At 64.7% G+C, this 25,584-nt stretch carries 17 protein-coding genes and 1 pseudogene; 5 read left to right on the forward strand and 13 right to left on the reverse strand.

The window, feature by feature from the left end; translation table 11 throughout:
- Positions 1-8 precede the first annotated feature (8 nt).
- Positions 9-848, forward strand: a complete 840-nt coding sequence (locus tag NUH87_RS05345; protein WP_338525072.1) for an NAD-dependent protein deacetylase — start codon at positions 9-11, stop codon at positions 846-848.
- 23 nt (positions 849-871) lie between these two features.
- Here the strand turns inward: NUH87_RS05345 and NUH87_RS05350 are convergent, their stop codons facing one another.
- The 5 genes from NUH87_RS05350 to lexA all read right to left on the reverse strand — a co-directional run bounded on the left by NUH87_RS05350 (position 872) and on the right by lexA (position 7,408).
- Positions 872-1,570: a glutathione S-transferase N-terminal domain-containing protein gene (locus NUH87_RS05350; RefSeq protein WP_338525073.1), complete on the reverse strand. Its 699-nt coding sequence runs from the start codon at positions 1,568-1,570 to the stop codon at positions 872-874.
- A 97-nt stretch (positions 1,571-1,667) separates the two neighbouring features.
- A complete protein-coding gene (locus NUH87_RS05355) occupies positions 1,668-4,748 on the reverse strand; it encodes an error-prone DNA polymerase (RefSeq protein ID WP_338525074.1) in 3,081 nt (1,026 codons plus the stop codon).
- Positions 4,745-6,163 (reverse strand): DNA polymerase Y family protein, encoded by a 1,419-nt coding sequence (locus NUH87_RS05360; protein WP_338525075.1) that lies wholly within the window; start codon positions 6,161-6,163, stop codon positions 4,745-4,747. The genes NUH87_RS05355 and NUH87_RS05360 overlap by 4 nt, the downstream gene beginning before the upstream one ends.
- Positions 6,164-6,170: 7 nt before the next feature.
- Entirely contained in the window at positions 6,171-6,788 is a 618-nt protein-coding gene (gene imuA / locus NUH87_RS05365) for a translesion DNA synthesis-associated protein ImuA (RefSeq protein WP_338525076.1), read from the reverse strand.
- A complete protein-coding gene (gene lexA, locus NUH87_RS05370; RefSeq protein ID WP_338525077.1) occupies positions 6,788-7,408 on the reverse strand; it encodes a transcriptional repressor LexA in 621 nt (206 codons plus the stop codon). The genes imuA and lexA overlap by 1 nt, the downstream gene beginning before the upstream one ends.
- 357 nt (positions 7,409-7,765) lie before the next feature.
- Here lexA and NUH87_RS05375 point away from each other — a divergent pair, with 357 nt between their 5' ends.
- Together NUH87_RS05375 and NUH87_RS05380 are read left to right on the forward strand one after the other, a co-directional pair.
- Positions 7,766-8,023, forward strand: a complete 258-nt coding sequence (locus NUH87_RS05375) for an Os1348 family NHLP clan protein (protein WP_338525078.1) — start codon at positions 7,766-7,768, stop codon at positions 8,021-8,023.
- A 194-nt stretch (positions 8,024-8,217) separates the two neighbouring features.
- Positions 8,218-9,375 (forward strand): aKG-HExxH-type peptide beta-hydroxylase, encoded by a 1,158-nt coding sequence (locus NUH87_RS05380; protein ID WP_338525079.1) that lies wholly within the window; start codon positions 8,218-8,220, stop codon positions 9,373-9,375.
- A gap of 21 nt (positions 9,376-9,396) precedes the next feature.
- On the opposite strand, the gene NUH87_RS05385 is transcribed toward NUH87_RS05380, so the two are convergent.
- Complete coding sequence (locus NUH87_RS05385) at positions 9,397-10,413, reverse strand: succinylglutamate desuccinylase/aspartoacylase domain-containing protein (protein ID WP_338525080.1); 1,017 nt, start codon at positions 10,411-10,413, stop codon at positions 9,397-9,399.
- A gap of 226 nt (positions 10,414-10,639) precedes the next feature.
- Here NUH87_RS05385 and NUH87_RS05390 point away from each other — a divergent pair.
- Positions 10,640-11,068: pseudogene (locus NUH87_RS05390) on the forward strand (TetR family transcriptional regulator C-terminal domain-containing protein); the annotation flags it as partial.
- On the opposite strand, the gene NUH87_RS05395 reads toward NUH87_RS05390, so the two are convergent.
- The 7 genes from NUH87_RS05395 to NUH87_RS05425 all read right to left on the reverse strand — a co-directional run bounded on the left by NUH87_RS05395 (position 11,024) and on the right by NUH87_RS05425 (position 19,694).
- Positions 11,024-12,028: a DMT family transporter gene (locus NUH87_RS05395; protein WP_338525081.1), complete on the reverse strand. Its 1,005-nt coding sequence runs from the start codon at positions 12,026-12,028 to the stop codon at positions 11,024-11,026. The pseudogene NUH87_RS05390 and the gene NUH87_RS05395 overlap by 45 nt on opposite strands.
- Positions 12,028-12,726: an ABC transporter permease subunit gene (locus NUH87_RS05400; protein ID WP_338525082.1), complete on the reverse strand. Its 699-nt coding sequence runs from the start codon at positions 12,724-12,726 to the stop codon at positions 12,028-12,030. Before NUH87_RS05400 ends, NUH87_RS05395 begins: the two co-directional genes overlap by 1 nt.
- 5 nt (positions 12,727-12,731) lie before the next feature.
- On the reverse strand, positions 12,732-13,445 hold the full coding sequence (locus tag NUH87_RS05405; RefSeq protein WP_338525083.1) for an ABC transporter permease subunit: 714 nt from the start codon (positions 13,443-13,445) through the stop codon (positions 12,732-12,734).
- A gap of 160 nt (positions 13,446-13,605) precedes the next feature.
- The gene (locus tag NUH87_RS05410; RefSeq protein WP_040066715.1) at positions 13,606-14,388 is read right to left on the reverse strand and encodes a transporter substrate-binding domain-containing protein; all 783 of its coding nucleotides are present in this window, start codon (positions 14,386-14,388) and stop codon (positions 13,606-13,608) included.
- A gap of 27 nt (positions 14,389-14,415) precedes the next feature.
- Complete coding sequence (locus NUH87_RS05415; RefSeq protein ID WP_338525084.1) at positions 14,416-16,419, reverse strand: aminotransferase class I/II-fold pyridoxal phosphate-dependent enzyme; 2,004 nt, start codon at positions 16,417-16,419, stop codon at positions 14,416-14,418.
- A gap of 153 nt (positions 16,420-16,572) precedes the next feature.
- Positions 16,573-17,991, reverse strand: coding sequence for an aldehyde dehydrogenase family protein (locus NUH87_RS05420; RefSeq protein WP_338525085.1), 1,419 nt, complete (start codon positions 17,989-17,991; stop codon positions 16,573-16,575).
- 71 nt (positions 17,992-18,062) lie between these two features.
- Entirely contained in the window at positions 18,063-19,694 is a 1,632-nt protein-coding gene (locus NUH87_RS05425; protein WP_338525086.1) for a 5-guanidino-2-oxopentanoate decarboxylase, read from the reverse strand.
- Between the two features lie 420 nt (positions 19,695-20,114).
- Here NUH87_RS05425 and NUH87_RS05430 point away from each other — a divergent pair, with 420 nt between their 5' ends.
- Positions 20,115-25,583 carry a membrane-targeted effector domain-containing toxin gene (locus NUH87_RS05430; RefSeq protein ID WP_338525087.1) on the forward strand — a complete coding sequence of 1,823 codons (5,469 nt, stop codon included), beginning with the start codon at positions 20,115-20,117 and terminating at the stop codon, positions 25,581-25,583.
- Position 25,584 lies beyond the last annotated feature (1 nt).

Below are 25,584 nucleotides of genomic sequence, written 5' to 3' on the forward strand. Positions count from 1 at the left end.
GATGTCCCATGCCCGACCCGCAAGTCAGCGCGGCCCTGGAAACGCTCTCGCCACTGATGGCCGAACAGCCATTGCTGGTGCTCACCGGGGCCGGTATCAGCACCTCCTCCGGCATCCCGGACTACCGCGACAGCGACGGGGTACGCCGGGGCAAGCCGCCGATGATGATCCAGGAATTTCTTGGCTCGCCCCAGGCCCGGCGCCGTTACTGGGCCCGGGCCATGCTCGGCTGGCCGCGGGTGCGCATGGCCCGACCGAACGCCGCCCACCGTGCGCTGGCCAGCCTGCAGGCGCAACGACATCTCAGCGGCCTGATCACCCAGAACGTCGACACCCTGCATGACCAGGCCGGCAGCCACGATGTGATCGAGCTGCATGGCAGCCTGCACAAGGTCCTGTGCCTGGATTGCGGCGCTCGCCTGGAACGCGATGCGGTCCAGCTCACGCTGGAGGCGCAGAACCCTTATCTCGCAGGCGTCGAGGCGGTCCAGGCGCCCGACGGCGACACCCTGCTGGACAGCGCCTTCGAATCACGTTTCCAGGTGCCCCACTGCCCGCAGTGCGCCGGCGACCGTTTGAAACCCGACGTGGTGTTCTTCGGCGAAAACGTCGCCCCGCTCACCGCCGCCAAGGCCCTGGCCAGCGCCGAGCAGGCGGCGGGACTGCTGGTGATCGGCTCGTCGTTGATGGCTTATTCAGCCTTTCGGCTGTGCAAGCTGATGGCCGAGCGCGGCAAGCCACTGATCGCCATCAACCTGGGCAAGACCCGCGCCGATGAGCTGCTCGACTTCAAGTTCGAAGCCTCATGCGAACAGTTGCTGCCGCTGCTGGTCGAGCGCCTGGGCTGATCACCGCCCCAGGCTGGCTCCACTCAACCCGGAATGGTCAGCCCCTTGATCACCGCCGGACGGGCCAGGAACTGCTCCAGTGCGCGCAGTACATGGGGGAAATCCTTGATGCCCACCAGGTCGCCGGCTTCGTAGAAACCGATCAGGTTGCGGATCCACGGGAAGGTGGCGATATCGGCGATGCTGTAGTCGTCGCCCATGATCCAGCGACGGCTTTCCAGGCGCCGGTCCAGCACACCCAGCAGGCGCTGGCTCTCGGCGACGTAACGGTCGCGCGGACGCTTGTCCTCGTAGTCCTTGCCGGCGAACTTGTTGAAGAAACCGAGCTGGCCGAACATCGGTCCGATGCCGCCCATCTGGAACATCACCCACTGGATGGTTTCATAGCGCCGGGCCAGGTCCTTGGACATGAAGCGCCCGGTTTTCTCGGCAAGGTAGATCAGGATCGCCCCCGACTCGAACAACGGCAGCGGCTGGCCGTCGGGACCGTTGGGGTCGATGATGGCCGGGATCTTGTTGTTGGGGCTCAACGAGATGAATTCCGGCGTCAGTTGGTCATTGCTGGAGAAACTGACCAGGTGCGCCTCATAAGGCAGGCCCAGCTCTTCGAGCATGATCGACACCTTGACGCCGTTGGGCGTGGGCAACGAGTAGAGCTGGAGTCGGTCAGGATGTTGCGCGGGCCATTTCTGCGTGATGGTGAACTCGGAAAGATCAGTCATGGAAGGCTTCCAGCAAGCGGCAGGGAATGCGACAGCGGATCGACGGGTGATCCGTTCGGCGAATGATTATAGGCATAATCTGTTCGCCGGAGCGTCGTCAGCGGAAATCCCGGCTGCGCACGGTGATATCGGCCAACATCGAGCCCAGGTCGCTCAAGCGCCCGGCAATCACATGCCGCACCTCACCCTCGGTTTCCAGGCGCCCGTCGACTTTCAGCAACTGCGCCCCCACCAGCACTTGCCGTTGCCGCTCGGCCAGGTCGCGCCAGACCACCACGTTGACGTTGCCGAACTCATCCTCAAGGGTGACAAAGGTCACCCCGCTGGCCGTGCCCGGTCGCTGGCGCCCGGTGACCAGGCCGACAATGCTCACCGGCCGGCCGTGTTCGACGTCCAACAGCTCCCGCGAACTGCGACAGCGCAAGGCTTGCAGTTGCCCGCGCAACAAGGCCAGCGGGTGCGGGCCCAAGGTCGTGCCGAGGCTGGCGTAATCCGCTTGCAGGTCCTCGCCGACACTCGGGCGCGGCAAGGCCACCGGGGGTTCGGCCGCTCTCGACAACCCGGCAAACAAGCCCAACTGCCGCTCGACCCCCGCCACTTCCCAGCGCGCCCGGTAACGATGGCCCGCCAGGCCACGCAAGGCGCCAGCGTCAGCCAGGAGTTCCTGGGCCCGGGTATCGAGCCGCGCCCGCTCGCCGAGGTCGGCGATATCCTCGAAATCCCCGGCCCCGCGGGCCTCTTCGATGCGCAACGCATCCTCCTCGCGAAACCCGCGAATCATCCGCAAGCCCAGGCGCAACGCCGGCTGCGGACCTTCACTCGGCTCCAGGCTGCAATCCCAGGTGCTGGCCCGGACATCCACCGGGCGAATCTGCAAGTGGTGACGACGGGCATCCTGGAGGATCTGGTCCGGGCTGTAGAAACCCATCGGCCAGCTGTTGATCAGCGCACAGGCGAACGCCGCCGGCTCATGGCATTTCAGCCAGCAACTGGCGTAGGTCAGCAAGGCGAAGCTGGCGGCATGGGACTCGGGAAAACCGTAACTGCCAAAACCCTTGATCTGTTCGAAGATCTGCGCGGCGAACTCCGGCGGATAACCGTTTTTCGCCATGCCCTCGGCCAGCCGCAGGCGGTGCGGTTCAAGCCCGCCATGGCGCTTCCAGGCGGCCATGGAACGGCGCAACTGATCGGCCTCGCCCGGGGTGTAGTTCGCCGCCACCACCGCAATCTGCATGACCTGTTCCTGAAACAACGGCACCCCCAACGTGCGTTTCAGGACCTCTTTAAGCTCCGGCGACGGATAGATCGGCGGCTCTACCTTGTTTCGCCGCCGAAGGTACGGATGCACCATGCCGCCCTGGATCGGCCCCGGCCGGACAATCGCCACTTCGATCACCAGGTCATAGAAATTCTCCGGTTTGAGCCGTGGCAGCATCGACATCTGGGCCCGCGATTCGATCTGGAAGACCCCGATGGTGTCGGCCCGGCCGATCATCGCGTAGGTCGGCTCATCGTCCGGCGGAATGCTGGCCAGCGTCCAGCGCGGTCCGCCGCGATACTGCTGCACCAGGTCGAAACAACGGCGCAGTGCGCTGAGCATGCCCAGGGCCAGGACATCGACCTTGAGCAAACCGACCTTGTCCAGGTCGTCCTTGTCCCACTGGATGATGGTGCGTTCGGCCATGGCGGCGTTTTCCACCGGCACCAGGGTGTCCAGCGGCTGCTCGGAAATCACGAAGCCCCCCGGATGCTGGGACAGGTGCCGGGGAAAACCGATCAGTTGCCGGGTCAGCCCCAGCACCCGACGCAGCACCGGGCTGTCGGGATCGAAACCGCTTTCGCGCAGCCGTTCGGGCGCCGGCGGTTCATCGCTCCAATGACCACAGGCATCGGCCAGGGCATTGATCTGATCCGGCGGCAGGCCCAGTGCCTTGGCCACATCCCGCACAGCCCCCGCGCCATGGTAGGTGCTGACCACCGCCGTCAGCGCCGCCCGACCGCGGCCATAGCGCTGGAACACGTATTGCAGCACCTCTTCGCGACGATCGTGCTCGAAGTCGACATCGATATCCGGGGGCTCGTTGCGCTCACGGGACAGGAAGCGCTCGAACAGCATGTTGGTGCGATCCGGGTTCAGTTCGGTGACCCCCAGGGCATAACACACCACCGAATTCGCCGCCGAACCGCGCCCCTGGCAAAGAATGCCCTGGTCGCGGGCGAAGCGGACGATATCCTGCACCGTCAGGAAATAGCTGTCGTAGTCCAGCTCGGCGATCAGCGTCAGCTCTTTTTCGATCAACTCGCGGACCCGGGGACTGATCCCCTCGGGCCAACGTCGCCGGACGCCCTCTTCCGTCAGGTGGCGCAGCCAGGACGTCGGGGTCTGCCCTTGCGGCACCAGCTCACGGGGATACTGGTAACGCAACTGGCCGAGGTCGAAGGTACAACGCCGGGCAATGACCTGGGTCTCGGCCAGCAAGGCCGCCGGATAGATCCCGCGCAAGGCCTCGAGACTGCGCAGATGCCGTTCGCCATTGGCATGCAGTTGCTGCCCGGCATCGGCGACCCGGGTGTGCAGACGAATGGCAGTCATGGTGTCTTGCAGGGCGCGCCGGGCCCGTACGTGCATATGCACATCACCACTGGCCACGGCGGGAATCGCCAGTTCGTCGGCCAGGGCCAGCAACCGCGCCAGACGCTGCTCATCGTCCTGACCGCAATGCAGCTCCACCGCCAGCCACAGGCGTTCGGGAAAATGCTCACACAACCAGCGGCCATCGGCTTCGGCGATATTCCGCTCTGGCAGCCACAACGCCAGCAACCCCGGCAACTCCTGCTGGAAATCCGCCCGCAGCACTTGATAACGGCCTTTTTCCGCCCGCCGCCGGGCCTGGGTGATCAGTCGACAAAGGGCCTGGTAGCCTGCCAGGTTTTCCACCAGCAACACCACCCGGGGCCCGCTCTCGATCTGCATTTCACTGCCGATGATCAACGGCAGGCCGCTCTCCTGCGCGGCCTGCCAGGCCCGGACAATCCCGGCCAGGGTGCACTCGTCGGTGATGGCCAGGGCTTGATAGCCCTGCTCCCTGGCCCGCTCGAACAACTCCTGGGCGCTGGAGGCCCCGCGCTGGAAACTGAAGTTCGACAGGCAATGCAGCTCGGCATAGTCGATGCTCATGCGAACCAGCCCTGCAGCAGCAACGGGCCGCTTTCACCCACCGTGCGATAGGCCCAGGCGTGCCGCCCGGCACGGGTCTCGATCAGATAATAGTCGCGGCGGACATCCGCACCGTCCCACCAGCCCGACTCGATCCGCTCCGGCCCCAGCAGGACCCGCGCCGCCTGTTCGGGCAGTGGCAACGGCTCCTTGAGCAACCAGCCGGGACGCAACGGTCCGCTCGCGGCCAACGGACCGGGCGTGCTCGCCGACAGCGGCTGCCAGGCACATTCGGGACGGTGATCGGCCTGGAAACACAGGCCCTGCACCGCGTCATCCCCCAGCCGGGCACGCAAGCGCTCGCGCAGTTGCTCCCAGGGCAAGGACTGTTGCGGGCGCTCGTCGAACAGTTCGCGGTGCTGCGGGACAAAGGCCGGCAGGTCCTCGGCCTCCAGGCGAAAGCCGCGCACCGCCGACTCGACCTGGACCTGCTCCAGTCGCCCGCGGGCCAGTTCGAAAAGCATCGCCGGATCACGTTCGGCACTCAGCAGGCCGACCTTGATCCGCGTGTCCGCAATCCCGGCATGTTCCAGGATCAATTCGAAACGCTGCACACCGCTGTCACGTCCACAGAGAAACGCCGCCAAGTCCCCGGTCAGGCGCCGCAAGGGGAACAGCAGGGCCTGGTGCGAAGTCACGTCGAAATTCAGCTCGATCCGCGCCGCGAAGCGGTCCGGCGGCAGGTAGAACGCCAGGGCCAGCGGTCGCTCGCCGAGCAAGGTGTCGAGGTGCTTGAGCAACGACGCCTCGAAGCGCCGGGCCAGGCTATGCCGGGGCAAGGCCAGCACCTGGTCCAGGGTCCGCAGCCCCATGCGCGACAAGGCCGTGGCCGCGTCTTTTTCCAGCCCGACCCGGTCGATCGGCATCGGCCCCAGGGCCTGGCGCAAGGCTTCATCGTCCACCAGCGCAAGGCCATCGTAGGCATTGGCCAGGACCCTGGCCGCCGCCGGATTCGGAGCGACGACAATCCGGTGACGAAAACCCAGGTCGCTCAGTTCCTTGCGCAGGCGTGCTTCCAGCTGCGGCCAGGGACCGAACAAGCCCAGGCTGGATTCGATCTCGAACAGCAAGGCCCGCGGATAACGCAGGCTGACCTGGGAGCTGAACCGATAGGCCCAGGCGGCGAGAAACTGTTGCCACTGCTCGATTTCAGCGGGGTCGTATTCGGCGCTGGCAAATGCCTTGGTCAGGGCATGGGCGGCAGTCAGCGATTGCCCGGGACGCAGGCCCAGGGCCCGGGCCGCCGCGTTCACCGCCTGTATCACCCGGCGTTGCGGCGACCCCGTCAGCAGCGCCAGCGGCGCTTCAGGTTCCGGGGTACGGCGCAGCACACCGTCCAAGGCCAATTGCGGAAAAACAATGCAGACCCAACGCATGCCGACCTCAATGCCCTGTGTTGAAGGCAATCGGTGCCGAATGCGCCAGCCCGCCCCGGCACTTGAGCACGCGCAACTGGGCGGGCCGGCCTTCGACGGCCAGCCGCAGGGCCGCCGGCGACGGATTGATCGCCTCCTCCAGCGAGCGATAGGCGAAGGCCAGGGTCTGGCCGCTTTCCGCCGCCACCTGCAAGCGCCGCATGGCCCGGTCATCGGCCTGCTGCGGCCAGCACAGCACCGCCCCGCAACTGCCGGAGCGCAGGCACTGTTCGGCTGCCCACAAGGCATCACGCGCTGCCGCCTGGATCACCGACAACTGCCGCAGGTCCACACCCGCGCTCAACCACGCCTGGGGATAGGGCACATGGGGCGGCGCCACCAGGACGATCCGTTCGCCCCGGGCGGACAGGCGCGCCAAGGTCGGCCAGACCAGTTGCAACTCACCGACGCCCTCGCCGGCGATCAGGATTTCGCTCAAGGCCGACTCCGGCCAGCCGCCACCGGGCAATACCGCATCCAGCGCGGCATGCCCGGTCGATGGCAGGCGGGGGGCCTGTACCGCGGGCCGACCTTTCCAGACCCGGCGCTCGTTCAGCAGCGAATCCAGTGCGACCACGGCGCCCATCACCCTGGCCTCACCAGGCCGCAGAACACGCCTTCGATGGCCAGTTCCTGATGCTCGGGGTCGATGACGATGGGCTCATAGGCCGGATTGCGCGCCAACAGGCGGATGCCCGTGGCACTGCGTTCGAAGCGCTTGATGGTGACCTCGCCATCGAGCCGGGCCACAACGATCTGGCCGTTGCGCACCTCGCCCGTGCGGCGTACCGCCACCAGGTCACCGTCGAGAATGCCATCGCCGATCATCGAGTCGCCCTGCACCCGCAGCAGGTAATCCGGTGTGCGGGAAAACAGCGCCGGGTCGAGCAGCAGCCGGCGATCCACCTGGGCATCGACATCGATGGGCCGCCCCGCCGCCACCCGGCCCAGCAACGGGATATCCAGCAACTCGGCCCGGGGCGCCTGATCGAGCAGGCGGATGCCCCGCGCCTGATGGGCATTGACCTCGATCAAGCCGGCCTCGGCCAAGGCCACCACGTGCTTGCGCGCCACGCTGCGGGAGGCGAAACCGAAGGCCTCGGCGATCTCGGCGAGGCTCGGGGGCTGACCGTTTCGCACGATGCGCTCGCGGATGAAGGTCAGGATGGCGGTACGGCGGGGGCTTAAAGTCGTCATGGAGTACATTTGTACTCCTGTGGGATTTTCCTGACAAGAGCCGTCAGTCAGAGACAGGCCCCCGGGCTCCACGACGCCGTGAAAACCGAATGGCCGGGCTCGGATGGCATCACCGACATTCGCTTTAATGTACGAATAAAACTACGGAATTTTCCCATATATAAAACACCGTAAGAATTTTCCACAGATATTATCAAGACACTTTCAAAACACGCCCTTTAAACTTTCATAAAATTAATAACCTCAACATTGAAAAACAAAATCACCTTGCTATATTCACTCGCACATTCCTCCTATTGAAACAGCCTTCCGGCCTGTTATTTCGCCTTGCGCCCTAAAAGTTTCAACCGTTATTTGGAGATCAGCATGCCCGCATCCAATACAAACAATCAGGAACGTCTCGCCGCCATTCTGGGGCGCGCGATAAGGGACGAGTCATTCGCGGCGGAGCTGCACAGGCATCCGGCCAATGCCGCCAAAGACCTGGGCATGATCCTGCGTATCGACGAGGTGGTAGCGTTCAAGGGCCTGGACATTGCCCAGTTGGCGGCGGCCTCGAAAATCCTGCGCAGCCCTCTCGAAGCTCACATCACCTTCGACCAGCAGCGGATTCAAATGGATTAAACCTGCACAAGCACACTTGATGTATCACAAGGGTAGTGATCGTAAAGTTATTACCCCACCCACCGCGAATCAATTCTCAACGGACGGTTATTGATTCCCGCCATTACCCAAGCACGGTCAAGATTTAAAAATCCAATACTTCTCTTTCTTGAAGGCGCGTCATTGCGCGCTCGTCATTCATCGAGTCAGATCCCATGGACACCCACATGACCACCCGGCCGCAATCCCAGCTCGACGAACTCTTCCAGCACAACACGTTCTTACCCGACGCCACCCCGGACAGGTTTCACCGCCTGCTGGATCGGCTCAGCCAGCAGCGCTACAGCACGTTCGCGGCACTCTATGCCGAATGTTTCCAGCGCTTTGAAGGCAGCGCCCGGCTCAATCCGTTTTTCTCCTGTGCGACGAACCTGATCCTGCTGCCGGTCGCCCAGCGCCGCCTGATCATCAACGACCCGGTGTTCCGGATCTGGATGGCCCTGGCGTTCCAGCATGCCCACGCGGTACTGAGCGGGCACACGGACAACCCGTCCTCCTTGCAAAGCATGCTGCTGGAGCTGCCGGCGGTCCTGCAACGCATCACCCAGACGGCGGTCGACCACCAGTACTCGAACCATCCGCCGATCCGGCGTTTCAACGTCGATCCGCTGATCGCCGCCGCGACACCGCCCGGCTATGAATTCCCCGAGGACGAAAGCACGCGTCGGCAGCTGGAGCGCAGTGGTTACTCCATCCACTTCTTCCGCGACGTGGTCAGCGTCGCCCTGTCACGCATCGCCAACACCTGGCCGGCCTGCTACGAGCAGTTCCGGCACCTGGTCAAGCTGATCTGCTACCTGCCCGACGGCACCTTCCGCAGTTGTTCGGCGGCGCGCTATACCGGCGCCATCCTGTTGTCGGCCAAAGACCACTCGATCCTCGACATCGAGGAGTCACTGGTCCATGAAACGACTCACCAGTTGCTGTACAGCCTGGTTGAAGTCTGCCCGATCATCGATGAACAACGCGCCGGGGAACGCCTGTTCAGCCTGCCCTGGTCTGGCCTGCAGCGCGATCTCCAGGGTTACGTCCATGCCTTTTTCACCGCGCTCGCCCAGGTCAAGTACCTGGAGCGCGTGCGTCAGCGCCCGGCCGCGGAAATGCAGCAGGCGGAAGAACGGATGCTCGGTATCCTGCGTGGTCTGCTCAAGGCCCTGCCGGAACTCGAGGCCTGCGACGACTTCTCGCCCCGTGGACGGATCCTCCTGGACAATCTCGCCCAGGAGGTGCATGCCCTGCGCAACCGCCATGCAGGCCTGCTGAGCCGTCCCGCGACAGCGGGTCCCCGCTCGGCCCTGGGCATGGCCATGTAGGCGCCGCCCATGGCGTGTGGCCTAGTTGAGATCGAGCAAGCCGCCCGTCCAGTTGCGCGACACCCGGCTGCCGGTGAACTTCGCCACCACCGAGCCTTGCGCTATCAGGCGGTCCCGGTAGCGGGTGACCATCCGCCCGGCCTGGGCCGCGTGCAGGATCACTTCGGAAGAGGCGTCCCCCGGACGCCCGAGGATCCGGGCAAACCGTTGCCCCTCCTCGACGAAGTCGCCCAGTTCCTTTTCGAAGACCAGCACCCCGGGCCGTGGCGCCAGAATCGTCTCCATATGCCCCATCTCCACCGCCTGCACCGGCCACTCCGTCAGCGGCCGCACCTCGTCGATCACCCCGACGCTACACAACCAGGCGTACAGGCCGTCGGCATCCTGCCCGGCCAGGCGATCGCTGACATCGGCCTGGCCGCGCAACTCCAAGGTAGCGGCGAAGCGCTGCGCGGTATCGCCGTCGCGTAGCCAGGGCGCAATGAGGGTTTCCTCGAAAGAACCGTCGCCGCCCTCATCCCAGATAATCGCCAGGTCCATCTTCAGCGCCGCCGCCAGCGCCCGGCCCCTGGGCCAGAACGCACGATGGACATAGACATAGGGCAGCGCTTCGTCATCGGTATGCAGGTCGAGCACCAGGTCCGCCGTGGCCGCCAACTCCACCAGGCTTTTTTGCCAGTGCTGGACATTGGTCGCGGGCCGCCGCAGCGCCTGCGACTGGTCGAACGCGCGGTTGAAATTCTGCCCGGTGGCGTCATGAAAACGCCCGAGAATCCGCCCCTGGCGGAACTGCCCGATACCCAGCGGATTGGCCTGCGGCACCAGCGTCACGCTGCCCTTGAGGCGACCCTCGGACTCGGCTTGCCGAAGGCGCGGCATCAGCAGGTGCAGCACCAGCATGCCGGCGATTTCATCGGCATGCACCCCGGCCTGCACATGCACCTTCGGGCCGTTGCCGACACCGTCGAAACGCCAGGCGCCAACCCGCAGGTCCTCGCCGTTGTTGCCCCGAACGTTGAACGAAATATCCTGCGCCATAGCCTTGCCCTCCCCTCATGAGCGTTGAAAATCAGTTCGTCGCCAGACTCGACAGTGGAAATTGAACGTACGTTCAAATAAGCTTGCCAATCTGGCACCGCATTCAAGGACTCCCGTGAGCACCGACACCCGCAAATTCCGTCGCGCCGAACCCGACGAGCGCCGCGACCTGCTGATCGCCGCCGCCCTGCGCTGCCTGGCCCGGGACGGCCATGCCGGCATTTCCGTGCGCCGTATCGCCAGCGAAGCCGGCGTCTCGGTCGGCCTGCTCAACCACCATTTCGGCAGCATCGATGCACTGATTGCCGATACCTACCACAAGCTCGCCAGCGAGCTGACCAGCACCCTGCACGAGGAGGTCCGGCAAGCCGGCAGCGCCGCCGAAAAGCTCGACGCCTTCCTGGTCGGTTCCTTCTCGCCACGGATCATGGACCCACAACTGCTCGGGGTCTGGGTGGTGTTCTGGAGCCTGATCCGCCACTCCGGGCACGTCAGCCAGTCCCATGAAAAAAGCTATCGCGCCTACCTCGACCTGATCCGCCAACTGCTCGACGACCTGGCCAACGCCGAAGGTTTCACGATCCACGACAGCCGCCTGGCTGCCATCGGCCTATCGGCGATGCTCGACGGACTCTGGCTCGAGTGGTGCCTGAACCCCGAGACCTTCAGCCCCGCCAACGGCCTGCATATCTGTCGCTGCTGGATAAAGGGGTTGCGTCACGGAGCATTCGGCACCAACGACGTCCTGTGAGGCGTGGCGGCCGAAGACCATCGCCAGGGTGCCGCTGAGCGCGATCAGCCCGGCGCCGATGATCAGCGACACGTCCATCAGCGTGCCCCAGATCAGGCTCGACAACAGGAACGCCCAGATCAGCCCGGTGTATTCGAACGGCGCCAGCAGGGTCGCGGTGGCCCGCTGGAAACTGGCGAACAGCAGGAACTGGCCGATGCCGCCCACCAGTCCCGCCCCGAGCATCCCCAGCCAGGCCGGGGTCGACGGTGGGGTGTGGGTCCAGGGCAGCGCCAGCGCCATGCAGAGGACAAACACCCCGTTGGTGATCAGCATCTGCTCCAGCACCGAGGTCTGTTCGTCCACCTGCCGCAGCTGGATGTAGGTAAAGGCCCAGCACAGTGCCGCCAGCAGTGTCAGCACGATGGGCCAGGGGTCGGCCATGTGGCTCGGGCGACAGGCGATCACCACGCCGCTGAAACCGATGACCAGGGTGAACCATTGCCAGCCCGTGGCGCGCTCCTTGAGGATCAGCGCCGCCAGCACCGTGACCATGATCGGCGCGGAGAAATACAGGGTGGTCATCTCCGCCAGGGTCAGGTCCCGCGCCGCCGTGTAATACAGCAGCCAGGCGACGATCGACAGCAGCCCGCGCACCACCAGCAGGCGCCGGCTGGGCGACTGCCAGGCGCGCCGGACCAGGCACGAACGCCCGGCCAGCAGGCAGGCCACGACCACCACCAGCCCGCGCCAGAACAGTACGGTGATCACCGAATAATCCGCCACCAGCCACTTGATCGCGGCGTCCTGCAAGGCCAGGAAGGCATACCCCAGGGTGCACAGGCCGATGCCCTGCAGCGAACGATCGACCCGTGGCGTCGTCATCAGACCGACCTGCGCAGCGGCGTCCCGCGCCGTTCGGCGAAGGCAAACAGCGCCTCGATCAGGAAAGTCAGGCAGACATAGACCCCGGCCACCAGCAGCAACGGCTGGTAGACCTGCAGTGTCTGCGCGCGCACCACGTTGGCGGCCCCCAGCAGGTCGATCACCGCAATGGTCGAGGCCAGCGCCGTGGACTTGAGCAGCATCACGCTCTCCCCCGCCAGCGTCGGCAGCAACAAGCGCAGGGCCCGCGGCAGGCGCACCCGCACCAGCGACTGGCGCGGTGTCATGCCAAAGGCCGAGGCCGCTTCCATCTCGCCCTTGGGCACCGCCAGCAAGCCCCCGCGAATCACTTCGCCGACATAGGCGCCCACCGACAGCACCAGGGCGAACACGATGTACCAGTAGCCGTCACGCAGGTAGGGCCAGAGGAAACTGCCGCGAATCAGCGGAAACTGCGCGAACAGGCTGCCCAGCCCGTAGTAGAAGATGTAGATCTGGATCAGCAGCGGCGTACCGCGTAGCACGCTGGTGTAGAACAGGCTGGCCTTGGCGACCAGGCGGTTTTTCGACAACCGGGCCAGGGCCACCAGCACCGCCAGCACGAACCCCAGCACGCTGGAGATCAACAGGAGGCTGATGCTCGTTTGCAAGCCGCGGCCCAACAAGGCCACGTATTCAAATATCCACGCTGGAATCATTTCATTCACTCCGCCAAGGGCATCCAGCGACGGATGCGTCGCTCGAACCGTGCCGACAGGCAGTTGGACACCAGCGTCACCGCGTAATACAGCGCGGCAGCGGTGAGGTAGAACAACAGGTAGTGGCGCGTCGACCCCGCGCCCTGCTTGGCGGTGTACAACAGCTCGTTGGTGCCGACCACGCTGATCAGCGCACTGTCCTTGATCAGGTTGATCCACAGGTTGGCCATCCCCGCCATGGCATAGGGCGCCATGATCGGCAGCGTCACCCGCCGGAACAGGCCGAAACCGCTGAGGCCGAAGGCCCTCGCCGCCTCGATCTGGCCATGGGGAATCGCCTGGATCGCCGCCCGGAAAATCTCCGAGGCGTAGGCACCCTGAACCAATCCCAGCACCAGGATCGCCGCCAGCGGACCGCTGACATTCATCGCGTCCTGGCCGAGCTGGGCCAGCCACGCGTTGAGCAGCATGGAACCGACGTAGTACAGCAACAGGATCAGCAACAACTCCGGAACCGCCCGGAACAACGTGGTGTAGCCGCGCATCAGCGCCGCGATCGGTTTCGGCGCGCCCAACTTGAGGCACGCCACCACCAACCCGATGAACAGCCCGACCGCAAAGGCCCCGGCCGATATCTGCAGGGTCATCCAGAGCCCCTTCAACAGCGCACTGCCCCATCCCTGTTCGCTGAAATCGATCAATTCGAACATCGCTGGCATTTCAGTCTCCAGTCAGCGGCCTTGAAAGCACCACCCCACCTTGTAGGAGCCAGCTTGCTGGCGATGAGGCCGGCAAGGCTGGCATCGCCTGATCGGCCGCTGTCGCCAGCAAGCCAGCTCCTACACAAGTTCTGCGTTTTCCATAGGTTTTTTGTTCAGGTCAGAACGCAGGTTTCACACTGGTACCGAAATAGCTCTGGGACAGCTCGTCATAGTCCTTGCTCGCCAGCAAGGTCTTGATCGCCTTGTCGAGACGGGCCTTGAGCTCGGTGTCATCCTTGCGCAGGCCAGCGCCCACGCCCTTGCCGAAGATCGGGTCATACGGCACCGCGCCCAGGTAGGCCAGGTCCTTGGCATCGGCGGTCTTGATGAAGGCCACCATGGCCGTGGCGTCCGCCATCATCAGGTCGATGCGCCCGGCAATCAGGTCGGCGTTGGCCGAATCCTGGGTGTCGTAGTACTTCACATCGGCGATCTTCTCGTAGTAGGCCTTCAGGTAGCTGGCACTCACAGTCGAGTTCTGCACGCCGATGATCTTGCCCTTGAGGTCATCCGGATACTTCTTCACCGAAACGCCCTTGGGCCCGACCAGCGCGACCGCCGAATCGTAGTAGGCCTTGCTGAAGGCGATCTGTTTCTCACGCTCCTCGGTCACCGACATGGAGGAGAAAATCACGTCGATCTTCTTCGCCAGCAGCGACGGGATGATCCCGTCCCAGGCCACTTCCTTGATCTCGCACTCGGCTTTCATTTCGCTGCACAGCTTGTGGATCAGGTCGACTTCAAAGCCCTTCCATTCACCGTTGGCCTGCTTCTCGGTGTACGGCGGATAGGGTTCGGCCGCGACCGCGAAGCGGATGGGTGCAGCTTGTGCCGCACTCATGCCGGCCAGCAGGACACAGGCCACGCCCGTCAACCAGTTTGCCAAACGTCGATTTCCCATGATGTTGCCTCGTCTTTTTTATATGCGTTAGCGAGTCTGATGAGCGTTGACGAATTGCCGGCAACGCTCGCTGCGTGGGTGTACGAACACTTCATCCGGCGAACCGGTTTCCTCGATCAGCCCTTGATGCAGAAAGGCCACTTTGGAAGAGACATCGCGTGCGAAGGCCATCTCATGGGTCACCAGGATCATGGTCCGGCCTTCTTCGGCGAGGGAGCGGATCACCCGCAGCACTTCCCCGACCAGTTCCGGGTCGAGTGCCGAGGTGGGTTCATCGAACAGCATGACCTTGGGCCGCATGGCCAGGGCCCGGGCGATCGCCACCCGTTGTTGCTGTCCCCCGGAGAGAAACGCCGGGTACTCGTTGCGCTTGGCCGCGAGGCCCACCCGTTCAAGCAAGGCTTCGGCCCGTTCAGTGGCCTCGGCACGGCTCTCACGCAGGACCTGGGTCGGCGCTTCGATGAGGTTCTCCAGCACCGTGCGATGGGGCCAGAGGTTGAAGTTCTGGAACACCATGCCCAGGCTGGAGCGGATGCGCACCAGCTGCCGGGCATCGGCCACCAGCGGCGCGCCGGGCCGGTCGAAATTCAGGTGGATGCTTTCGCCGTCCACCAGGATCCGGCCCTGGTCCGGCACTTCGAGCATGTTGATGCAGCGCAGCAAGGTACTCTTGCCCGAGCCGCTGGCGCCGATCAGCGAGATCACCTCGCCCTCGCGGGCCGTCAGGGACACGCCCTTGAGCACCTCGATATTGCCGAAGCGCTTGTGCAGCCGGTCGACCTCGATCATGGTCCTGGTCGCGGCAGGCTCCACGGCGCTTTCAACCGTCACGCGGCTGATCGGCGGCCGGGGCGATTCGCCCATGAGCCCCCGGACAAACTCGCGGATACGTTGGCAGGCCTGGGCCAGGCGTTCCTCGCCGAGGGTGAAGGAGATCCGCACAAAGCCTTGCGCCGGTTCACCAAAGGCCGCCGCATCCAGCACCGAGACCCCGGCCTCGCGAAACAGCCGCCAGGCGAACTCCAGGGAACTGAGCCCGGTGCCGCGTACATCCACCAGCACGAACATGCCGGCATCGGGCTTGAGTACCGTAATCCCCGGGCAAGCGGACAGGCCCTCGACCACCAGGTCGCGGCGCCGGCGATAGATCTCGCTCATCCCCCGGGTCACTTCATCGTGGGCCTGCACCGCCTTGAGCGCGGCCTCCATGACAAACCCCGGCAGGCCGTAGAGCATGCTCAGCACCAGGGTTTCGGCATGGCCGACCAGGACCGGGTCGGCGACCAGCCAGCCGATCCGCCAGCCGGTCATGGCGTGGGACTTGGACAGGCTGCCGATGGTCACGCAGCGCTCGGCCATCCCCGGCAGGGCCGCCAGGCTGACGTGCTCGCGCTCGAAGGCCAGGCTCTCGTAGACCTCGTCGACCACCACCCAGAGGTCATGGGCGATGGCGAGGTCAGCGATGCCTTGCAGCTCTTCGCGGCTGAGCACCACGCCGGTGGGGTTGTTCGGGTTGGAGAAAAAGATCGCCCGGGTACGTGGCGTGATGGCCTTGGCCAGCCGCGCGGCATCGAGACGAAAACCGGCGTCCGCCTCGCACGGCACCCGCACCAGGGTCGCGCCGGAGGCCTTGAGGGTGGCCTCGTAGGTCACGTACATCGGGTCCAGGGCAATCACCTCGTCACCGGCACTGAGCAGGCACAGTGAAGCGATGAACAAGGCGTTCTGCGCGCCGGCCACGGTGATCACGTTTTCGGCTTGCAACGGGCGCTCCAGGCGCTGGCTGTAGCGCGCGGCGATGGCTTCGCGCAGGGCCAGGCGACCGGCGATTTCGGTGTAGTGGGTGTCGCCTTCGCGAAGCGCCTGGATGGCCGCCTCGGTGATGAAATCGGGGGTAGGGAAATCCGGGTCGCCGACGCTGAGGATGATCACATCCTCGCCACGACGCTGGGCTTCGAACGCTGCGTGATGAATATCCCAGGCGGCGACGCCGTCACCGCAGATCCGCTCGACAAAAGGTGAAAACCGCATGCCAGTGCCTCGTTCTGATTGGAAGAAACGCAAGCCCGCAACCCGCCGGGATGGAGCCAACATAGTCGAAGCTGAACAGTCGTTCAACAGGAAAGATCGGTCAGCTTCGCGTTCAGCGCAAACAGGTCGTTTTCACGACAGTCGCGCCGCTTTTCAGCACTGGATCGCCTTGGTCTCGACGAATTCCGCCAGCCCTTCCTCACCCCATTCGCGACCGTTGCCCGATTGCTTGTAGCCACCGAACGGGGCCCGGTAGTTGAAGGCGGCGCCGTTGACGAAGCACTGTCCTGCGCGCAGCCCGCGCGCCAGTTCCAGGGCCCGCGCCGGGGTGCCGGCCCAGACCGCGCTGGACAAGCCGAAAGGCGATTCGTTGGCCAGGCGCACGGCCTGCTCCTCGTCCTCGTAGGGCAGCAGGCACAGCACCGGGCCGAAGATTTCTTCCTGGGCGATGCGCATGCCGTTATCGACCTCGGCAAACAGCGTGGGACGCACGTAGAAGCCACACTCCAGTCCGGTCGGCAACGAAGCGCCACCACTCAACAATCGGGCGCCCTCCTGCTGGCCGACGCGAATGTAATCGAGCACGGTGCGCCGCTGGGACGCCGAGCACATCGGTCCGAGAAAGCTTTGCGGGTCCAGCGGGTCGCCGACCTTGAGGCTTTCGCTTTCGGCCCGCGCCAGCTCCAGCGCCTCGGCGTAGCGACTGCGGGGAATCAGCATGCGGGTCAAGGCCGTACAGGTCTGCCCGGAGTTGATCATCACGTCCTGCACGCCATGGCGTACGGCGGCGCCGAGGTCGGCATCGGCGGTGATCAGAAAGGGCGATTTCCCGCCCAGCTCCAGGCAGACCCGCTTGACCGTCGGCGCGGCGGCCATCGACACCCGAACGCCAGCGGCGGTCGAGCCGGTGAACGAGACCATGTCCACGTCCGGATGCCGGGCCAGGGCTTCGCCGACCTTGGCGCCGGGTCCGCTGACCAGGTTGAAGACCCCGGCCGGCAGGCCGATGGCGTCGATCATCTCGGCCAGCAGGAAGGCATGCAGCGGGGTTTCCTGGCTCGGCTTGACCACCACCGTGCAACCCGCCGCCAGGGCTGGCGCGAGCTTGCCGATCAGTTGATGCAGCGGGTAATTCCACGGGTTGATAAAGGCACAGACGCCCACCGCCTCGCGAATCACCAGGGAGTTGCCGACTTCGCGCTGCTGCTCCATCAGCGCGGCGATTTCGGCGTAGCTGAGCAAGCCTTCCAGCGGACCGTCGACCTGCACCGACTGGCACCATTGCACCGGCATGCCCAGCTCGGCGGTGATCAGCGCGGCCATCTCCCCGGCGCGGGCCTTGAGTTGCTGGCCCAGCGCGAGGATATAAGCGGCGCGCTCACTGGCCGGGGTTCGCGACCAGTTGGGAAAGGCCCGGCGCGCGGCGGTGACGGCGTGTTCGACATCCCGTTCATCGCCGAGGGGGACGTGCCCGGTGACGGCTTCGGTGGCCGGGTTGATCACCTCGGCGACACCGCTGCCATGGGGCACAACCCAGTCGCCGTTGATATACAGATGGGTGTAGGTGGTCATTGTTATTGTTCTCCATCAGTCGATCTGGAAAGTCGGTCTGGCAGTGTGGCGAGCGGGCTTGCCACAAAGACTCAGCGGGCGCAGGCGTGCTTCAGCTCGATCAGGGTCACACCGGCATGGGCGAAGCCCGCCCGCAGGTCACGCTCCAGCTCGTCCAGGCTCAGCGGCTCGCACACGGTGCAGCCGAACGCCCGGGCCAGCAGGGCGAAATCCGGATTGCGCGGCAATACCCCCACCGGCTCGATATCCAAGTTGAGCATGTCGTCGCGGATCTGCCCGAGGGCGTCGTTGTTCCAGAGCAGCACCACCAGAGGGCTGTCCAGCTCCTCGACGGCGGTCGCCAGCTCCTGGACCGTGTAGAGAAAACCGCCATCCCCCACCAGCACCAGGGCGGGACGCTGCGGGGCGCCGAACTTGGCGCCGATCCCCGCCGGCAGCCCGTAACCCAGGGTGCCGTAGCCGGTGGGGTGCAACCAACTGCGCGGGGCCCGGCTGGCAAAGGCGTAGTTACCGGTGTAGGCCAGCTGGGTCATATCACTGCTGATCACGGTGTTCGCCGGCATCGCCGCCGCAATGCGGTCGAGAATGCGTTGGTGGATGCTCTGCAACGGAGCATGGCCGGCGCGCACAGCGGCTCTCAAGGTCGCCACCGCCGTCACCGCTTCCCGGGCATCCCGGGGCTGCACCGGCAGGCGTGTCAGCAAGTCGGCGAGGGTCTGTTGCGCATCCCCGTGCAAGGCCACGGCACAGGGATAGAAATCGTTGAACTTGCGCGGGTCGATATCGACCCGGATCACTTCGCCATTCAGCGGCAGGCGTTCGCGCCAGTAATCGGTATCGGCCATTTCGGTGCCGACCGCGAGCACCACATCGGCTTGCGCGATCAGTTCCCAGCCCGGCTCGACGCACAGGCTTGAACCGGCATTCAACGGCGCATCCGGGGCCAGCAGACCTTTACCGGCGACGCTGGTGAACAGCGGCGCGGCCAGGCGTTCGCTCAAGGCCTGCAATTGGGCCCCGGCGGCCAGCGCGCCGCCACCGGCGATGATCATCGGCCGCCGGGCCTGTTGCAGCCGCCGGGCGGCCTCTTCCAGGGCGTGGGCGCTTGGCAGCCCACGCCCGGGACGGCGCACGACTTCATGACTCCAATCACGACTGATCGATCCGGCCAGCACATCCAGCGGCACCGAAATATGCACCGGGCGCGGCCGCTCGCTGTCGAACACGGCGAAGGCGCGGGCGATCAATTCCGGCAGGTCATCGGTGCTCAGGGCCACCGCGGAAAACGCGGTGATGGGCGCGGTAATCGCCCGCTGGTCCTGGGTTTCATGCAGGCAACCCCAGCCCTTGCCCAGGCTGGCGGTGTGGTTGACGCTGGAAATCACCAGCAGCGGAATCGAGTCGGAGTAGGCCTGGCCGATGGCAGTGGCGGCGTTGGTCACGCCGGGGCCGCTGATGATGAAGCAGACACCGGGCTTGCCACTGACCCGGGCATAACCGTCGGCCATGAAACCGGCGCCCTGCTCGTGGCGGGTCAGCACATGGCGGATGCCGCTGCCGGGCAGGCCGCGATACAGCTCCAGGGTGTGCACGCCGGGAATGCCGAACACCGTGTCGACACCATAATGGGCCAGCAGGCGCACCAGGGCCTGGCCGCCGGTGAGCGGGGTGGAAGCAGGTTGCGGGGTCGATTGGGAGATCATGGTAGCCCTCGTCTTGTTGTTCTGCGTGATGGGGGACCGCCCGACGATATTAAACACTTGTTCAATAGCATGGCAATCCTTTCACGGAGCCCCCAAAAAAGCCGCTCATTCGATCCAACCCATTGTTTTAAAAAGCAATAAACCCATCGCTGATTGTGCTCGGAGCGGACCTGTTACATCTTTGAACATCCTCGCCTCCAGCATTAATTACCGCCCCCCGCCTTGGGCTTGCGCGTTGAATGACGTCCATCACGCAACGACAAGGACCCTCGACATGAGCCCTCCGATCACCCCGAGCGAGCCCCCGCAGGCGCCGCCGCGTCGGTTTCACTGGAACACGCCATCGAGCATTTTCTCCGCGACCTGCCCGACGAGACCGCCCGACGCATTCGGCTTGCCAGCGGTATCGACAGCCCCGCCTTGCGCGCCGCCTACAGCGAATCCCGACAGGTACCGGCGCTGCTGCTCGACACCCGCGCACGCTTCGAACTGGAGCAGGAGATACAGCACTTCATCGACGGGCTGAGCCATGACCCTGCCCCCATCTCCGGGGTGACGTCCCTGTACTGGCAGTTGCAACTGGTCAGCCTGGAACTGATCTGGCCAACGACGAGTGTGTTGCAGGTGTACGACTCACCCGGGGACTCGGCCGCCGCCGAGTACGGCCCCGACCTGTCGCCCAGCCTGCCGAGGGTGCGTGTCAGCCGGGCCCGGGTGCTCGATGGCACGCTGTGGAGCAGCGTTCTGCAACACATGAGCCCGGCACAGAGAGCGTCACTGCTGGGCGCGCAGTACGCCACCCTCGAGACCCAGTTGTCGGCACTCAAGCGCAAGGCCGCCCCCCTGCTGTCCTCTCGCCGGGAGGAACTGTTCGACAACCTCCATGCCTTCCGGCAGCAATCCCGTGATCCGCTGGTGAATCTGCTGCGCACCCGAATCCCCTTGCTCTCCCTGTCGGCGACCCACGAACTGCTCGCCAACTCGACCGAGCCTGACCTTCAGTCGCTGAAACTGTCCGAGGGCGAACTGAGCGAGCGTCAACGGCTCGACGCCCACTGGTATCTGCAGGAGGAGCGCCTGAACCAGGCCTATGAGGGTCTCTTTCTGCAGAGCCGGCAGCGCAACGACGACACTCACCGGCTGATACTGCACACCCTCGCCACCTTGCCGAACTGGCCGCCGAGCGGTGTGCGGCTGGAACTGCGCGACCAGACGCCGGACGGCGCCCTCCTGACCAGCATCGGCGACCCACAGGCACAACAGATCCACCTCATCCTGCGCCGCGATGACAGCTTCACCCTGCATGCCCCGGGGCAAGAACCCAAGCCCGATCTGCCTGCCGCCCTGGCGACCCTGCCCGACACCCTGCTCAACCCGCTCGGGCTGGCGGACTGCAAGGCTATCGAACACCTGCTGCAACACTCTCCTCTTTCACGCGCCCATCTACGCGCCTTGCTAGGACTCCCCCCCATGGAACCTTCACACCGTCTTTCCAATGGCAACGGCTACCAGCAGGATTCACCCACCAGCTTCGCCGCCCCCGACCCACTCGCCCAGAGCCAGCGGGATACCTTCGATGCCCTGGCCGCCACCAATGAACGGACCCTGCTGCTGGCGCGCCAGCAGCCTAATTTCCGCTGGTTCGCCGCGCTGCTCCTGGGCCGGCAACTGGCGCGCGACTTCCCCCAGGCGGCCTCGAAGGATCCCGATGGGATCTTCCTCAACACCTATGAGCAAACCCTGTACTGGCCCCTGTCGGACACCGAAGAACGCGGCGAGCAGGTCCGTTATCGCGCGGTCAGGCAGTCGCGCACGCTGACGGAGGTCTTTACCCAGCACCTGGCCGGCAATGTCCAGACGTTCGACCCGGCCACGAGCGGCTTCTACGCCAACCCAACCGACGCCTACGCCGAACAGCAACTGAGTGGCCTGGACCTCGGGCGCTTCGGGAAAACCCTGGATGACGCGGGTCTTGGCTTCGACACGCGCTTCAGCGAAAACGTGGACAGTTTCTGGGCCAGCGCCGCACCGCTGCTGCGGGAAAACCTGCAGACCCAGATTCGCCTTGAAGCGCAGTTGCGCGAGCTGGACCTGAACCTGGATAAAAGCCACCGGGAGGACCTGGAGCGGGTTCTGGACCACCCCACCCATGAGCAACGGCTGAAAAAATTCCCCCTGGGCGGACCGATCCACGTCTATCGGATCGCCCTGCAACCGCTCAACCTGATTCTGGAGGGCTGCCTGGTCATCACCCGCAGCCCCGATGAGGAGGCTTACAAACTGCCGGCGTTGCTCTATCAGATCGGTCGCGGCCTGGAGCAATTCGCTTCGTTGCAGGCACTGAGGAGGAGCCTGGTCCAGCGCCTCGATGACGAGGTCGAGCGCGAATCGCTGCTCGATCTGCTGCCGCAGCGACAGCGCAGCTGGAGTCCGGCGGGTGCTGCCGATCGCGCCGCGCCGTTCAGCTTCCGGATCGAAGAAGGCGATCCCTTCCAGCGCCTGGTGGACGGCCTGCTCGCCAAGCAGAAAGCCGACTTCACCGACACCTGGCGCTTCGCCAAAGGCGCTCCGGGCCTGCACAATGATGTCGGCGAATTCGCCCGGCAACTGGACGGAGCCATCAGCCTGGCCAGGTTGCTGGATATCGTCCCGGTGCTCAGGCGGCGCAATCGCGACCTGATGTTCAGCGACCTGTTGAACCGCATCAACAGCATCAGCCCGGACGAACAGACCCGCCTCGCCGCCTTGTGGCGGCCGACCCTGGAAGCCAACCCGGTCCCCGCTTCGCTCAGCGACCTGCCGGTCCTCAAGGCCTACGCGGCCGGTCTGCTGAAGACTCATCTGCAACAGCACTATCCCCAGGTCCTGACCGCCCCCGACAACATCGTGGTGCATGTCACTCGCACCATCCACCACCTGAGTCCGGCCTGGCAAAGCCATTCGCCGATCGACAGGGTACGCCCGCCCCGCCACCTGTCGTTGACGGCCCTGGCGCTGGAGAACATCAAGGGCGTGCGCCTGGGCGAAACGGTCAGTTACAAAGCCGACATCAGCAGCCCAACAGGGCCCACACTCACCCTGACGAACAAGCAGGTGCGGGCTATCGTCACGGCCGTGGACGCACCTGGCCGCTACAAGACGCTGCTCGAGGAAAAACTGCTGGGTCCGGACCAGGCGTCGCTGCGCGCGGCTTGGCTCGAAGGGCAGCGTGCACGGATGAAGCTGCAGGCCTATGTCGCACGCCTGAGCGGAGACTTTCTCGATCCCAAGGACAGCGCCCTGGAGCGTGGCTACAGGCGCATCGAACATCTGCTCAAGTACCCGTCGGCACAGCGCCGCCCGCTGCTGGACGGCTACAGGGTCCACGCCAACTACCTGATGCTCGGCGGCACGGACCAGGCACGCAACGGCATGACCATCGACGAGGTCCTGGTCATCAGCACCGACGCCCCCGCCAGCACCTTGCTGCTCTACACGCCGCAAGCTCCCGATGGGAAAGCCTGGCGCGAGCTGGCGGATGCCTCGGCGATCAAGGCGTTGCTGCGCCGGCAAGACTGGAAGAACTACTGCATCGCACGAGCCGCCCGGAACGAACAGTGGGACCCGGCCAAGCTGTTCGCCCGTCAATTCCCGCTGGTCCGTTACTTTCCCATCGAAGGCGATCTGTTCACCACGCTGTACGAGGCCAGGGTCTGGCATCTGATCAACAGCGTGGAATACTTAGCAGCCAGCAACCAACGAGTGGGCAGTGAAACGCTCTGGTACTGGATCAACGCTGGCTGGCGCTTCGTCATGGAGGTAGTCCTCGCCGCTGCCCCCTTGCAGCTCAGCCTGCCGGTCTATCTGTTGCGTGGCATGTACGGCCTGGCCAACTTCGGCCAGGCACTTGCCCTGGGTCATCATCAGGAAGCCGAGGAGGCGCTGATCCAGACGCTCCTTGACGCCGCGGCGCCCTTTCCGATGCAACCGATCAGGCCCCTGTTGCGGCAGCTACGGTCGCTTCCCGGCGCGAAGACTTCCCGTCTGGTCAAGACCAGCCGGATCGGCGAGGACGGTCTCCAGGAATCGCTGCTGACCGCGGAGCCTTCGCCGGCGACACCCCTCAGGTCCCTGGCCTCGGACCTCAAGGACTATGAAATTCGCACACCGCCGGAACTGGACTATCTGCGCGACGGACTGTTCGTCGACCGCGCGACACGCCAGGAACAGTACGTGAAACTGGAAGGCAAGTGGTACCGCACCGGCTCCCGGGGTGATAAGCGATACGTACTCAAGGAACGCTACTGGGCGGAAGACATCGAGCTCGTCCGGGTAGGCAGCCATTGGCAGGCCTTGCCCAGGAATCGCCTGCTGGGCGGCGCACCCGAGACGGTCGGCACCGCACGTTATGAGATCCCGGCCGCTCACCGGGGGGCGCTCGAAGAGATCATTCGCTCGACCACCGCAAGGCTTGATCCTGCTTGGGTTGTTCCGAGTGCTACCGCACTGGAGCGGCAGGCCGCCGCGCAAGTGCACTCAATCTCGCAACGATTGCTTGAAGACGCACACAGTTTCTTCGCCGAAAGACCGCTCCCCGTGGCAAGAACATTGGCGCCCGACCTGCTGGAGGCCGGGCTGGCAACACAACTGATCGGACGTGGCTACCGGACCGGGAACGGTATCGTCCTCAGTGCCGCCTACCGGGGAAGAGGCGGCCGCAGGTTCCTGATCGACAACATGCAGTCGCTCGCCACGGAACACCAGGTCAAGACCCTGTACCTGGAAAACCTCCTGACGGACTTCGACCAGGTTCACCTCAATGATTTCCATCGTACCGGCGTCATGCCCCAACGCCTGAGGGACACACTGAGACGGCAAGATGCCGCTCAGGGCATCGACCCGAACGGCCCGCACGCCTTGTATGAGGTGATTCGCAGCGCCCAGGAGAATGGCATTCGCGTCCAGGCGCTCGACTGTGGCACGAGTTTCCGCCAGGGCCTGGGCAGCTACACCCCGGATCGGGCCATAGCCCTGAAGTACTATGGCCGCCAAGTCATCATTACGGACCAACTGCAACAGGGCCCGCATCGCTGGATTGCCCTGACCCAGGACTCACACGCCAGCGCCCTGCGCGCCGAGCCGGGCCTGGCCGATCTGCTGGGGGCCGTCCACCTGCGAGCTGTCGATGTCGGCGGGCAACCCTTGCCGTTGCGCGTCCTGCGTGATCCGGGAGAGTTCACCCAAGGCAAATACGCCCAGGATATCCAGCCAGTACAAGGCGATGCGAAGCTGGAAGTGAACGTGGCGCCTCAAGCCCTGCCCCAGGTACCGAAGCCTCACAGGGGATTGCTGATCCGGCCCGGGGATTTCCTGCTCGAACAAAGCGGCGATCAGTACACGATCGTCTACCGGCCGATCGACCCCCAGAACCCTGGCCGCCAGTTGGTCCCGCGGGAGCAGCCGGTGATACGGAGCCAGCTTCCCGACGGTTCAGAGGTGTTTCATATCGATCTCGAAGGCCCCCTGAACGTCAAAATCCGTGGCATCCAGTACAAAAGCATTGACGACCTGATATGGGTACTCAAGCAAGCCGACATGCAACAAGTGGTCGAACTCAGCAGCGTCAACTACCTGCGCCAGCCCAGACTCGACACCCATCCGAAACTCTTTCAGGCAGGCATGTTCACCATCGAAATGGCCCCGCTAGGGCCTGTGATCATCAATCGCTCCAAGAACCGCGCCCTGGTCACGACGCTTATCCGAACCGACAGGGGCACGGGCAAGTTCTATATCGTTCATCCGCGCTGGGGATTCAACGAAACCCGGCTGTTCGCCAGCATCGACGACCTGAGCCAGGCGCTGGTCAAGGAGGTGGCGCTGGTGCGCCTGGTCGAATCCACCAAGGTCTGAG

This window comes from Pseudomonas batumici, from assembly GCF_036585405.1.
GTDB lineage: Bacteria > Pseudomonadota > Gammaproteobacteria > Pseudomonadales > Pseudomonadaceae > Aquipseudomonas > Aquipseudomonas batumici.

Bases quoted from the DNA above. Each gene is read 5' to 3' on its own strand.
- NUH87_RS05345 (WP_338525072.1), top strand. From the start codon at position 9: ATGCCCGACCCGCAAGTCAGCGCGGCCCTGGAAACGCTCTCGCCACTG.
- NUH87_RS05350 (WP_338525073.1), bottom strand. From the start codon at position 1,570: ATGACTGATCTTTCCGAGTTCACCATCACGCAGAAATGGCCCGCGCAA.
- NUH87_RS05355 (WP_338525074.1), bottom strand. From the start codon at position 4,748: ATGAGCATCGACTATGCCGAGCTGCATTGCCTGTCGAACTTCAGTTTC.
- NUH87_RS05360 (WP_338525075.1), bottom strand. From the start codon at position 6,163: ATGCGTTGGGTCTGCATTGTTTTTCCGCAATTGGCCTTGGACGGTGTG.
- imuA (WP_338525076.1), bottom strand. From the start codon at position 6,788: ATGGGCGCCGTGGTCGCACTGGATTCGCTGCTGAACGAGCGCCGGGTC.
- lexA (WP_338525077.1), bottom strand. From the start codon at position 7,408: ATGTACTCCATGACGACTTTAAGCCCCCGCCGTACCGCCATCCTGACC.
- NUH87_RS05375 (WP_338525078.1), top strand. From the start codon at position 7,766: ATGCCCGCATCCAATACAAACAATCAGGAACGTCTCGCCGCCATTCTG.
- NUH87_RS05380 (WP_338525079.1), top strand. From the start codon at position 8,218: ATGGACACCCACATGACCACCCGGCCGCAATCCCAGCTCGACGAACTC.
- NUH87_RS05385 (WP_338525080.1), bottom strand. From the start codon at position 10,413: ATGGCGCAGGATATTTCGTTCAACGTTCGGGGCAACAACGGCGAGGAC.
- NUH87_RS05395 (WP_338525081.1), bottom strand. From the start codon at position 12,028: ATGACGACGCCACGGGTCGATCGTTCGCTGCAGGGCATCGGCCTGTGC.
- NUH87_RS05400 (WP_338525082.1), bottom strand. From the start codon at position 12,726: ATGATTCCAGCGTGGATATTTGAATACGTGGCCTTGTTGGGCCGCGGC.
- NUH87_RS05405 (WP_338525083.1), bottom strand. From the start codon at position 13,445: ATGCCAGCGATGTTCGAATTGATCGATTTCAGCGAACAGGGATGGGGC.
- NUH87_RS05410 (WP_040066715.1), bottom strand. From the start codon at position 14,388: ATGGGAAATCGACGTTTGGCAAACTGGTTGACGGGCGTGGCCTGTGTC.
- NUH87_RS05415 (WP_338525084.1), bottom strand. From the start codon at position 16,419: ATGCGGTTTTCACCTTTTGTCGAGCGGATCTGCGGTGACGGCGTCGCC.
- NUH87_RS05420 (WP_338525085.1), bottom strand. From the start codon at position 17,991: ATGACCACCTACACCCATCTGTATATCAACGGCGACTGGGTTGTGCCC.
- NUH87_RS05425 (WP_338525086.1), bottom strand. From the start codon at position 19,694: ATGATCTCCCAATCGACCCCGCAACCTGCTTCCACCCCGCTCACCGGC.